At 44.7% G+C, this 14,101-nt stretch carries 4 protein-coding genes and 1 riboswitch; all 4 genes read left to right on the top strand.

The features are described from left to right. Nucleotides 1-5 precede the first annotated feature (5 nt). Nucleotides 6-1,097 (top strand): polyamine ABC transporter ATP-binding protein, encoded by a 1,092-nt coding sequence (locus tag NST57_RS02030; RefSeq protein WP_142153913.1) that lies wholly within the window; start codon nt 6-8, stop codon nt 1,095-1,097. Continuing rightward, on the top strand, nt 1,097-1,966 hold the full coding sequence (locus NST57_RS02035) for an ABC transporter permease subunit (RefSeq protein ID WP_142153915.1): 870 nt from the start codon (nt 1,097-1,099) through the stop codon (nt 1,964-1,966). Before NST57_RS02030 ends, NST57_RS02035 begins: the two co-directional genes overlap by 1 nt. Next, nucleotides 1,959-2,762 carry an ABC transporter permease gene (locus NST57_RS02040; protein ID WP_007498221.1) on the top strand — a complete coding sequence of 268 codons (804 nt, stop codon included), beginning with the start codon at nt 1,959-1,961 and terminating at the stop codon, nt 2,760-2,762. The genes NST57_RS02035 and NST57_RS02040 overlap by 8 nt, the downstream gene beginning before the upstream one ends. Before the next feature lie 367 nt (nt 2,763-3,129). Beyond that, nucleotides 3,130-3,223: riboswitch (cyclic di-GMP riboswitch) on the top strand. A gap of 146 nt (nt 3,224-3,369) precedes the next feature. Further along, complete coding sequence (locus tag NST57_RS02045) at nt 3,370-14,085, top strand: non-ribosomal peptide synthetase (RefSeq protein WP_341297925.1); 10,716 nt, start codon at nt 3,370-3,372, stop codon at nt 14,083-14,085. The last annotated feature ends 16 nt before the right edge of the window (nt 14,086-14,101 follow it).

The raw sequence follows: 14,101 nt of genomic DNA on the forward strand, positions 1-14,101 counted from the left end.
ATCGCATGAGTGGAATCAATTTAGAACATATCAGCCAGCATTTCGGCGAGCAGATTGCTCTCGATGATGTCAGTCTTACGGTCAAAGAGGGAGAGTTTTTCTCCCTTCTTGGCCCTAGTGGCTGTGGAAAATCAACTTTACTCAATATCATTGGCGGTTTTTTAGAACCGACAAAAGGGGTCGTCTATATTGGTGATCAGGATGTGACGACTTTACCTCCTTATCAAAGAAAAACGGGGATGGTCTTTCAAAGCTATGCACTTTTCCCACATCTCACCGTATTTGATAATGTTGCATATGGGTTGAAGGTTCAAAAGAAAAAGAAGGCGGAAATCAAGCAAAAGGTGATGGAGAGTTTGTCTCTTGTTCAATTAGAGTCATTTGCCAAACGTATGCCGCACCAATTAAGTGGAGGTCAGCAGCAGCGGGTCGCAATTGCACGGGCACTTGCCATCCAGCCGTCTGTTCTCCTTCTGGATGAACCACTCAGTAACCTAGATGCAAAGCTAAGAAAAAATATGCAGACGGAGCTGCGAAATATTCAACGGAATGTCGGAATTACGACTATTCTTGTGACTCACGATCAGGAGGAAGCCTTAAGTCTTTCCGACCGAATTGGGATATTAGGTGAGGGGAAAATTCAGCAGATTGGGACACCTTTAGAGGTATATCGTCAGCCAAATAATCGTTTTGTTGCTGAATTTATCGGACAGGTCAATCTATTTGAAGCAGAGTATGATGAAGTTAGTTCCACATACACTGTTCCACATTTCACTCAATCAAACGGGAAGCAAGTTCAGCTAAAAGCTGCCGCATTTAAAGAGAAGAGCGAGAAGCATTTACTCATGCTGCGTCCTGAGAGAATCAAGTTATCTTCTGTCGGGGAGGAAGTTCAGCCAAACCATGTCACAGGCGTGTTGGCAGATGTCAGTTATATTGGGCACTCTTTACGTTTGGTCGTTGGTCTTGATCAAGGTGAAATCATTGTCCATGCATCAGACGCAGCGTTTCCCGAGCTGCCTCAAGTTGGAGAAACTGTGCATATTCATTGGGAGCCTGAAGATATTGTGTTCTTAGATTCGAAGGTGCATGCGTGATGCGAATCAAAAAAAAGAATCAGCGCTTTCATTGGTTTATGCTGCTGCCAGCTTGTTTGTTTCTAGTTGTATTCCTTCTTGCTCCGCTTGTGATGATGTTTGTCCTCAGTTTTCGTGATGTGGATTCGATGATGAATACGTTGCAATCCTATAGTTTGTCTCATTATTTACATGTATTTACGACAGATGCATATGTGAAGGCAATTGGAAGTACTGTGTGGGTGGCCTTACAGACAACGGTGATTTGTTTATTGATGGCATATCCAGCAGCTTATGTGCTAGTGAAAGCACCTCACCCAAGGTTGCGGGCTTTTTTCTATATCTTACTTGTATCGCCGCTTTTGACGAGTGTCGTCATTCGGACATTTGCATGGATCGTTCTTCTTTCGCAAAATGGCTTGATCAATGGCATGCTGATCGATTTACATCTGATTGAGAAACCGCTATCGATGCTGTGGAATATGAATGCGGTCATTATTGCTTATGTTCAAGTGATGCTGCCTTTTGCAGTGCTGCCTATTGCAACGAGCTTAACTGATATGGACCGTCACTTAAGACCGGCTTCTATGAGTCTTGGTGCTGGTCGTATTCGGACATTTTTTCATGTGACCTTGCCACTGACGATTCCAGGCATGATCACCGGAGCAATTATTGTCTTCTCACTTGCAGCAGGAAGCTATATTACTCCTCTGCTAGTCGGCGGACGGATGCAACCGCTCTTGCCGCTGTCCATTTATCAGCAGGTCATGCAGGTGTATAATTTGCCTCTTGCCGCTGCGATGTCCTTTACTTTATTGGTTTGTGTGCTAGCGGTCGTCAGTCTATTAAGCTATCTATTGAAGCGTTGGGAGGCGAGGATGCATGCGTAAAAAATCAATAGGTGACCGTTTGCTTTCGGTTCTGATATGGACCGCAGGCTCACTCGTTTATCTCTTTTTAACCGTACCTGTTCTTGTCATTGTTCTTTCTGCTTTTAGTCCGAATGCTTTTCCTGAATTCCCGCCGACTTCGTTTTCCGTTCGCTGGTTTCATGAGGTCGTGTCGAATCCAGAATGGATGGAATCTTTGCGTATCAGCGTGATCCTGTTATTGATTGTGACACCGCTTACTGTTCTTTTAGGAACGATGGCTTCTTATGCTTTAGCAAGGCTTTCCTTTAAGGGAAAGGAAGCTGTTCAGGCCTTTATTTTGTCACCTCTTATGATTCCTCAGGTGGTGTTAGGGATTGCGATGCTGTATTTGTTTACGGCTATGGGCTTTACAGGATCTTTGTGGGCATTAGTCATTGGGCATGTCATCATTGGTTTTCCTTATGTGGTACGAACCGTTGGTGTCAGTGTTTCAAATCTTGATCCACGTCTTGAGCTAGCTTCCATGAATCTTGGTGCAGGGCCGATACGTACTTTCTTTCGTGTGACACTGCCCTTAATCAAGCCTGGTATTATCGCAGGTGGGGTGTTTTCTGCTGTGACATCATTTGGTGAAATTTCGATTAGTTTGTTCGTTTCTTCACCTCAAACCATTACGATTCCCGTGAGGACGTTTAATTACATTGAGCAAACTTTTGATCCGAGTGTCAATGCGATATCCGTCATATTTATTATCATTTCTATCATTGCGTTGCTCATTATTGAGAAAACGATTGGTCTGTCTAAGGTGATGTAAATATAATGAAGAAACAAGGAGCTGTCATTTGAAATGGCAGCTCTTTTTGTATTGTTTTTATGGTAAAAATATTCAAAGTTTTAGGGAATATAGTTCTTAAGATTTAAGAAAATGCGAGGCGTGATAGGAGACCTCTCTCCTACATTTTCGGTCATATTTGCAAAATTTAAGGAAAAACATGAAATTTTTGCGGTAATTGGTCATTTATTTTCGGTGGAACGCAACTATTATTAGTTATTTTCGGTAAATATCGTAAATTATGATGTGATCCCTTCGGCATAACGCATGAATCTTTACACCCATTTTTCGGTGAAAAAAACAATAATTTCATATAAAGTGGACGTAAATAGAAAATATCTAAAAGAAAAGAAGAAAAAGGCAAATCTATGGAAACATAGAGACGCAAAGCCATGTCCTAAGGTAAAAGTTTCTTTTTTTACTATGGTCGGCAGGTTACCGAATCAAAATGGGAGTCCCTCCGTTTTATTCGGGGTGGGCTCCTTTTCTGTTATTCGTCTATTTTAATGAAATAGACTTGGTTCTTTTGATATAGAGGGTGCAGGGTATCACAGTTGGTGGAGAAAACATAGAAGAGCGGAGGATGAGAATGAGTACAGTTTATTACCCCTTAACACATGCGCAAAAGCGAGTATTCTACACGGAAAGATTTTACCCAGGCACTAGTATTTCTAATTTGGGTGGGTTTGCCAAGTTAAGATCGGTATCAGGTCTAAATCCTTCTCTGATCGTTGATGTGCTTCAAGCGTACATTCGTGAAACTGATTCTCTTCGTTTAAGGCTGGTGTATCGACATGAGCAGGAGGAGCCCGTTCAATATATTAAGCCATATGAAAAACAGCCGATTCGTTTGGTGAAAGGCTGGAGTGAAAAGGAAGTCAGGGCGTGGGCGAACGAGGAGATTCGTGAGCCGATGGAACTGATTGATCGTTCCTTAATTGAATTTACGGTCTTTCAAATCAGTGATCAAGAGTGCTGGCTGTTCTGTAAAGCACATCATATTGTGGCTGATGGTATTTCAATTATCTTGATGGGAAACCGAATCATTGATCTATACCATGACATGCTACAGGGGACAGACATCTCCCCAATTGAAGACATTTCCTTCGTTGATCACATCATGAGTGAGCAAACGTATGAATCTTCTAAACGTTTTCAGAAAGACCAAGCTTTTTGGAACGAGCAATTTGCCAATATTCCAGATTTCGCTTCTTTAACACCGCATAAAGGTTACGAGATGAGCTTACATGCGGAGAGATTTTCAGGGGATATTCCTGATTCTTTAAAGGAGAAGCTTCGAGTCTTTTGTGAAGAAGAGAAAGTCAGTATGCTTTCTATGTTTATGTCCGCTGTCTATATTTACTTGCACCGATTCAGCGGCATGGAGGATGTGGTCCTTGGCACTTTTATGGGCAACCGGACAAATGCAAAGGAAAAAAAGATGATTGGGATGTTTGTGTCGACCATTCCGATGCGCGCATCTGTGCAAGGATCCCTCACGTTTCTTGATTTCGTGAAGCAGGTCATGGCGGATCAGATGAAGATCTTGCGTCATCAAAAATATCCTTACAATGTGCTCATGAATGATTTAAGGGAAAGAGATGGATTTACAGGACGCCTGTTTGATATTTCTTTAGAGTATCAGGTCATGCAGTGGCAGAAAAAAGAGAATCTTTCGTTCATTACGGAGCCGATTTTTAGTGGAAGCGGAATGAATGATATATCGATTCATGTGAAAGACCGCTGGGATACAGATACATTGACCATTGATTTGGATTACCGTACAGACCTATTTAGTGAAGATGATATGAGTAAGCTGTTTGATCGATTGATCATTTTGCTGGAGGCGGCAGCCTCTCAGCCAGATCAGCTAATTGGGGCTCTCTCTTTACTGCCAGCAGATGAACAAAAGCAGCTGCTTCAATTATCTAAGGGAGAAGCATTTGATTTACCAGGAGCGAAACCAGTTCACCACTTATTTGATGAGGCAGCTAAAAAGTATTCAGAACGGGCAGCTGTGGTTGCGGAAAATGGAACGTTCACTTATGGAGAGCTGTATCAAAAAGCGGACAAACTGGCACGATTTTTACAGATGAAAGGTGTCTCGCGTGATGTACCAGTTGCCGTTTTAATGGAACGGACGGCAGATGCGATGGCTGCCATTTTTGGGATATTAAAAGCTGGCGGTGCATATGTACCGATCGATCCGGCATTACCTGAGGAACGCATTCAATTTATTGTAGAAGATTCCGGTGCTTCTATCGTTTTAACAGAAGAATCGTTTGTTCAGCGATATTCATCCATTGCGGAAAAAATGATTGTCCAGCAGCATATGGAATTAGAAGATCGTCCGCTGCCTGAGCTGATCGATCAGACGACATCACAGGATTTGGCTTATCTCATTTATACATCGGGTACGACTGGAAAGCCGAAGGGAGTGATGATCGAGCATCTTCAGCTGCATCATTTGGTTCATGCCCTGCATCACGAAGTGTATGAGGGGGCAAATCAGCTTCAAGTGGCGCTTCTTGCACCGTTCCATTTCGATGCATCTGTTAAACAAATCTTTGCTGCTCTTTTATTTGGACATACGCTTCATATTGTGCCAAGAGAAACGACACGAAACGGTGTACAGCTAGCGGCTTATTACAAAGAACATCAAATTAAGGCAACAGATGGAACGCCAGCACATGTGCAGCTTTTACTTGCAGCTGATTTGGATGGGCTTGCACTGACTCATATGCTGATTGGGGGAGAAGCACTCCCTGCGAAAGCAGCGCAGGCGCTGATTGAAGCTGTGCGTGTCAGCCAGCCGGATTTTGCCTTGTGGAATGTGTATGGTCCGACAGAAACGTGTGTGGATGCGGCGGTTCACCGTCTAGATCTCAGTGAGCTGCAGAAGTCACCAGAACAGCGCTATGTGTCAATTGGAAAGCCACTGGGCCATCACCGGATTTATATTTTAAATGAACATGAACAACTACAGGTGCAGGGAGCTGTGGGAGAACTATGCATTGCGGGAATAGGAGTTGGACGGGGCTATGTGAATCAGCCTGAATTGACGGAGAAGGCATTCAGACCAGATCCATTTTTTCCTGAAGAACGGATGTATCGCACAGGTGATGTAGTGAGATGGCTTCCAGACGGCACAATTGATTACCTTGGAAGAATAGATGACCAAGTAAAAATAAGAGGTTACCGCATCGAAACAGGTGAAATTGAGGCGGTCATGGAGCAGGTAGACGGAGTCGATCAGGCTGTTGTCCTTGTCGTGGATGAACCGGACGGTGGAAAGGCTTTAAGTGCTTACTATCAAGCACGACAAGAATTTCTTTCCGTGGACACCCTGCAAGCCGCTATCAAACATCAGCTGCCAGCTTATATGATGCCGCTTTATTTCAAGCAGCTTGAGGCATTTCCACTGACAGTGAGTGGGAAAGTCGACCGGCGTGCGCTTGCTGCATTAAAGGGAGACATGGCTATCAGTGCTGTTTATGTAGCGCCTAGAAACGATGTAGAAACGAAGCTTGTTCGTTTGTGGGAAGACGTTCTTCATCAAGAGAACATAGGTGTGTACGACTCATTCTTTGACATAGGCGGGCATTCACTCAAAGCGATGAAAGTTCTTACACTCGTTCAGCGGGCTTTTCAAGTGGAGGTCCCTTTATCTGTTTTATTTGAACAGCAAACGATTGCAGCACTTGCTGTTTATATTGAACAAGCGGAAAAGTCTTCACAAGTGGTCATACCGAAAGCACCGACTGCCGCCGATTATCCACTGTCACCAGCGCAGCAGCGTGTTTATATGGTGACTCAGCTGGAGCAGAGCATCGCCTATCATATGCCTGCCGTTGTGAAATTAAGAGGAACGCTGCAACGAGAGAAGTTGGAGGGAGCTTTTGAAAAACTGATCGCACGTCATGATATGCTGCGAACTTCTTTTCATACAGTCAAAGGAGTCCCTCGTCAGCGGGTAGCTTCATCCGTTCCATTTCAAATAGAACAGGTGACAGGCAGCACGATGGAAGAGAACATGCGTCAATTTGTCAGACCCTTTCATCTTGAGCACGCTCCGCTTTTGCGTGTTGGGTTGCAGTCTTTACATGATCAGGAGCATCTTCTCTATTTCGATATGCATCATCTGATTTCAGATGGTCTTTCGATCGATTTGATGCTTCGTGAGTTGTCTGACGTATATGAGGGATCAGTGAAAGCGCCATTGAAGCTTCAATATCAAGATTATGCGGTTTGGCAAGAACAACAGGCAGATCAAGGCGGTCAAAAAGATGAAGCTTTCTGGCTGAAAGAATTTTCAGGAGATATCCCTGCTTTGCAGCTGCTAACTGATTATCAGCGTCCGGCAGTTCAGTCTTTCGCTGGAGACCGCGTTCTCAGGCATATAGATGAGACGTTAACAGGCCGTTTGCAGGAGCTTGCAGCGAATCATCATACGACGCTGTATACCGTGTTGCTTTCTGCTTACTATACATTGCTTGCGAAATACACAGGTCAAAAGGAGTTTGTTGTGGGGACACCGACAGCAGGCCGGGTGCATGCAGATTTGAATGACATGATCGGCATGTTTGTCCAAACACTTGCTTTACGTTCAGAGGTAGATCCGAACGGTTCAATGACGCAGTTGATTGAGCAAGTAAAGGAAAAGACGATGAGGGCGTTTGAGCATCAGCAATATCCATTCGAGCGGCTGCTTGAAAAACTAAATGTGCAAAGAGATTTTAGCCGCCATCCATTATTTGATACGGTCTTTACTCTAACGCCAGATCATTCAACAGCCCAGCATATTGGAGAGATGAAAGTCGAAGTTGAGGAAACCAATTTCCATATTGCAAAGTTTGATCTCACACTTCAAGCGATGGAGTCAAGTCATGGTCTTTCCTTTGTCCTCGATTATAGTACGGCGTTATTTAAACGAAGTACAGCCGAGCAGCTGCTCAAGCATTATGTTTATCTTCTGGAGCAGATGGTCGAAGTGCCGGAGCAAGCGATTCAATCATACCGCTTACTGTCTGAACAAGAGGCAGAGGCTCAATTGAAGATATGGAACCCGTTACCTACGCCTTATCCTGTGGAAGAAACCATTGTGACGCAATTTGAATCGCAAGTACAGCAGCATGGTCACCAGCCTGCTTTGCAATATAAAGACGTTGTTCTTTCTTATCAAGAGCTGAATCACAGAGCAAACCAGCTTGCTCATTATTTACATGAACATGGTTTTGAAAAAGGGATGAAAGCGGCTTTATTCTTTGAACGTTCCAATGAGATGGTGTTGTCGGTTTTAGCTGTGCTAAAGGCTGGCGGTGTATATGTGCCAATCGATCCTGACTTCCCTGATGAGCGCATCAAGCACTTTTTGACAGATAGTGGTGCACAGTTTGTCCTGACCCATCAGGTGCTGCGTCATCGCTCTGTGCTTACTGCGTTTGAAGGGAAAATCATAGAAACAGAAGATCAAGCCGTTGATCAGCAGTCAGAGAGTAATCCAGTTGTATGTGTTTCGCCTTTGGACTTGGCGAATTTGACCTATACATCTGGTACGACAGGCAAACCTAAAGGAAACATGGTGACGCACCGGAACATTTTGAGAACAGTGAAGCAGTCGAATTATCTCACCATTCATCATGAAGACACGGTGATGAGCATTTCAAACTATGTATTTGATGCATTTATGTTTGATGTGTTTGGCGCTTTATTGAACGGAGCGAAACTCATTGTTTTGCCAAAAGATAACATTTTAAATATGAATGAGCTTTCTGGCGCGATTGAGAAGGAAAAAGTCAGTATTTTAATGATCACGACCGCTCTATTTCACTTACTGATTGATCTGAAAAAAGACAGCCTGAAAAACGTCAGAAAAGTGCTGTTTGGCGGGGAGCGTGCTTCTGTGCCGCATGTTGTGGCAGCGCTGGAAACGGTTGGAGAAGACAAACTCATTCATATGTATGGACCTTCTGAAAGCACGATTTTTACAACGTATTATCCGGTGAATCACATTGAAGAACAAGCACTGTCGATTCCGATCGGAAAGCCGGTGAGTCAAACGGCTGTTTATATTGTCGATGAGTTTGGACATGTGCAGCCGCCGGGAATTGCTGGAGAGCTTTGTGTCGCAGGTGACGGACTGGTCAAGGGGTATTATCGCCAGCCGGAGTTAACGAGTGAAAAATTTGTTGAAAATCCTTTCCGATCTGGTGAAGTCATGTATAAAACGGGTGATCTCGCACGTTGGCTTTCAAATGGAGATATTGAATTCATTGGGCGAATAGATCATCAAGTCAAGATTCGAGGTCAGCGTATTGAGCTTGGCGAAATTGAACACCAGCTATTGCAACATCCGCAAGTGAAGGAAGCCGTTGTCCTTGCGATATCAAATGATACATTGTGTGCATATTTCACAGCAGAAGGTGCTGTTCCGCTGTCGGATTTACGTGAGCAAGCAGGACGAGAACTCCCCGTTTATATGATGCCAGCTTTCTTCATGCAATTAGACGAGCTGCCACTAACGGGGAATGGCAAGGTAGACAGACGGGCATTACCTGTACCTGATGTAAGTGAGCAGGCGGCAAATGAATACGTCCCTCCTCAATCAGATACAGAGCGTATATTGGCACACATTTGGGAGGAAGTTCTTGAAGTGCCGAAAATCGGCAGACATGATCATTTCTTTGAATGCGGTGGTCATTCACTGCGCGGCATGAAAATGCTGAACAGGCTCTATGAAGAGATGCATGTGGAATGTACTTTGAAAACATTATTTGAATCACCCACTTTAGAGACGTTTGCCCTTGCGGTGGATCAAACAGATCGAACTGAAATCAGGCGAGTGGAGAAAGCGGAAGAAGCCGCTTTTTATCCAGTGACATCTGCTCAGAAAAGATTGTTCGTTCTGCAAAAAATGACAGATGCCGAGCAGAGCTATCATATGCCAGCTGCCTTAAAACTTGAAGGTGTTTTTGATGAAAAACGATTTAAAAAAGCCATTGAACAGCTTGTTCATCGTCACGAAGCATTCCGTACGAGTTTTGATTTCGTTCAAGGGGAACCTGTTCAGCGGATTGAAACGAATGTCTCTGTGAACATTGAAAACATCGAAGGGAATGGCCGAGACATTCAGCAATTAATGAATGATTTTATCCGTCCATTTGATGTAGAAAAAGCGCCGCTATTCAGAGTGGGGCTTGTGTCTGAATCGGAGAGTGTTCATTATCTGTTGATTGATATGCACCACATCATTTCAGATGGTGCGTCTGTCGGTATTTTAATTGATGAGCTTTCGGTTTTGTATCGAGGAGACGAACTTGAGGAATTGCCTATTCAATATAAGGACTATGCGGTCTGGTCAAACAGTGAAGAATCTCTTGCACAAAAAGAGGCTGAAGCGGCGTTTTGGCTGGAACAATTACAAGGGGAACTGCCTGTTTTGGCGCTGCCTGAAGATCTTCCGAGACCAAAGGTTCAGACGTTTGAAGGGGGCCGCGTCGAATTCTCTATAGAGGGTGCGCTTAAAGCGCAATTGGATGAGTTGGTTAGATCACTCAACAGTACGACGTATACAGTGCTGCTTGCTTGCTACAGTACGCTTTTAAGCAAGCTTTCGAGACAAGAAGACATCATGATCGGTTCTCCAGTGGTGGGCAGAACCCATCCTGATATTCAATCAGTCATTGGCATGTTTGTGAATACGCTGGCACTCAGAACAAAGCCAGAAGGACACCAGACATTTTCTCAATTTGCGTCAAAAGTTCATGAGCTTGTATTAGAGGCAAATGAACACCAGCTTTACCCATTTGAAGAATTGGTGGACCAAGTGCAAACGGTTCGCGACACAAGCCGTCATCCAATCTTTGATGTGGTGTTCTCGATGGAAAATGCAGATATCCGTGACTTGTCGATGGATGGACTTCACATTGTTCCACAATCATTCAATGAGAACATAGCCAAATTTGACTTGACCTTAACTGGAAACGAATCTGACGATCAAATCGAGCTTGTGTTTGATTTTAATTCTTCTATCTTTGAGCAGTCTTCGATTGAGAAGTGGAAGGAGTATTTCCTTTACCTGATCGAACAAATGGTGTCAGCACCAGATCAATTATTAGATCAGATGCAATTATTATCACCAGCGCAGCAGCAAAAACTGCTTGATGAATGGTCGGGCCCTTATCTAAATGTCCCGACAGATCAAACGGTTCATGCATTGATTGAGGCGAAGTCACAAGAAGTACCTCATCATAAAGCCGCAACTTTCTGCGGCACAAGCTGGACGTATGAAGAACTGAACAACCGGGCGAATACAGTCGCCGCAACACTTATTTCCAGCGGCACAAAACCGGGAGACCGCATCGGCATTCTCACACGCCCATCGCTCGAGATGACTGCCGCTGTTCTAGGAGTTCTCAAGGCAGGCGCGGCATTCGTGCCGATTGATGCCGATTATCCAGCGCAGCGCATTGCCTACATGCTGGAAGATGGCGGGGCAGAGGTCCTTCTGATTCAGAAAGGGCTCATTGCACCACCTTCTTTCACAGGTCTTACCCTCTCAATAGAAGAGGCGGTAGAAGGAGAAGCGCACGAGATTCAGGTTCCTGTCAAACCGATGGATCTCGCCTATATGATTTACACATCTGGAACGACTGGACAGCCGAAGGGTGTCATGGTCGAGCACCAGTCCCTTGTCAATCTTGCTTTTTGGCACAATGATGCTTTCCAGGTGACGAAACAAGACCGAACCGCCAAATATGCCGGCTTTGGCTTTGATGCCTCCATTTGGGAGATGTTCCCTACGTGGATGGCCGGCGCAGAGCTCCATATCATCGACGAAGCGATTCGCCTCGATATGATCAAGCTCAATTCGTATTTTAATAAAGAAGGCATCACCATTGCGTTCCTGCCAACGCAGCTATGTGAGCAGTTTATGTCGATGGACAATCATTCTCTCCGTTACTTACTGACAGGCGGGGACAAGCTGAAACAGGTGAAGCCCGTTCCATACAAACTCGTGAATAACTACGGCCCAACAGAAAATACGGTCGTGGCGACAAGCGGGATCATTGATCCAGATCAAGGCACGCTTCCTATCGGAACGGCGATTGCCAATACTCGTTTTTACATTATGGGTTCGTTATATGACCTCTCGCCGCAAGGCGTACCGGGTGAGCTCGTGATTGCCGGGAAAGGATTGGCAAGAGGCTATTGGAATCTACCAGAGGAAACGGACAAACGGTTTGTCCCAGATCCGTTTTATCCAGGAGAGCGCATGTACCGTACAGGTGACTTGGTGAAATGGACCGAGGATGGCGAGCTGATTTATCTCGGTAGAAAAGACCATCAAGTGAACATCCGCGGATTCCGTATTGAGCTGTCAGAAATTGAAGCACAGCTCCTTACGCTAAATGAAGTGAAAGAAGCCATCGTGACAACGGTCAAAGATGCAAGTGATCAAGACGCTCTTGTCGCTTACGTTATCACAGATAAAGAAACGGGCACTTTGAAAGAAAGCTTAAAGCGCACCTTACCTGAATATATGGTGCCATCATGGATCATCGAGCTAGACCAACTGCCGATGACGGCAAATGGCAAAGTCGATCTCAAAGCACTGCCAGCACCTGATGTGGAAGCGAATCAAACAGCATACGAAGCGCCAAGAGATGAAGTGGAAACACTACTTTGCGGCATTTGGGAAGATGTGCTTGGCGTCAGCCAAGTTGGTATTCACGACCATTTCTTCTTCCTTGGCGGAGATTCGATTAAAGGCATTCAAATGGCAAGCAGACTTACGCAAGCGGGCTGGAAGCTCGATATGAAGCTGCTTTTCCAATACCCAACGATTGCGGAGTTTCGCCCATATATCGAAGAAGCCGATCTTCTCACAGCCGATCAATCAGCTGTCGAAGGAGAGGTTATTTTAACACCGATTCAGCGCTGGTTCTTTGAACGGAACTTCAGCAGGCAGCATCATTGGAATCAGTCCGTTATGCTCCATGCGGCAAATGGTTTGGATGAAGTGCTTGTCAAACAAGTGCTCGAGCAGTTGATGACCCATCATGATGCTTTGCGATTGGTTTATCCGATAGAAGAAGGACGCATCATCCAGCGTCATCGTGGAGTAGACGAAAACGATGTAGCGGTGGACGTGGTAGAAGTACAAGGAGAACGATCACAGCAAATCCAGCACGTAGAAAAGCTGGCAAATGAAGTGCAGGCGAGTATTTCTTTAACAGAGGGACCATTAGTCAAACCTGCCATTTTCCGTACTGATCATGGAGATCAATTATTGCTCGCTGTACATCACCTTGTCATTGATGGTGTGTCATGGCGTATTTTCCTTGAAGACTTCATAGCTCTTTATGAGCAGGCGAAGCGCGGGGAGGAGCTGACACTTCCTGAAAAAACACATTCATTCCAAGAATATGCCCAGAAGTTGACGGAATACGCGGTGTCAGATGAGCTGCTGGCAGAAAGGAACTATTGGAAAAAGGTACTTGGGCATTCAACCGCACCTCTGCAAAAGGATCAAGTCGCAGAGGATCAAAGAATGCTGCATACAAAAACCATTCGCTTTACGCTGTCTGAGGAAGAAACACGCAGTCTACTGACAGAAGTACATGAGGCGTACCACACGGAAATCAATGACATTTTGCTAACCGCTTTAGGATTGACCCTGAAAGAGTGGACTGGAGAAAACAGACACTTTATTCACCTTGAAGGACATGGAAGGGAAGACATCCTTCCGGCGGTCAATGTGTCGCGGACCATCGGCTGGTTTACGAGCATGTATCCTGTGCTGCTTGATTTGTCGCATGCGGAGGATCTTTCGTATCAAATCAAGCTTTTGAAAGAAGAGCTCAGACACATTCCGAACAAGGGAATCGGCTATGGCATTTTAAAATACTTAACGCCTGACAAAATGAAGGACGGTATCGCATTTGATGTCACGCCAGATATCAGCTTTAACTATCTTGGTCAGTTTGATGAACAGATTGGCGAGGGTGAACTAAGTCGATCCGCTTGGCAGGCAGGTCAATCATTAAGTCCAGAATCAGAGAAACCTCATGCATTAGATATTGTTGGTTTCGTAGAACAGGGCATGTTCCATATGACGATTTCATATCACCAGCTTGAATTTGAAGAGCAGACGATGGAACAGTTCAAGGACCTTTTAGAAAAGAACGTGAAGGCACTCATCTCACATTGTGTATCACAAGATGAAGCGCAAATTACGCCTAGTGATGTAGGTGACGATGACCTGACCATGGATGAACTTGAAAAGCTAATGGATATATTTTAAGCAAACGAAGAGGTGG

Source organism: Bacillus sp. FSL M8-0077 (assembly GCF_038050255.1).
In the GTDB taxonomy this organism is placed as follows: domain Bacteria; phylum Bacillota; class Bacilli; order Bacillales; family Bacillaceae; genus Bacillus; species Bacillus altitudinis.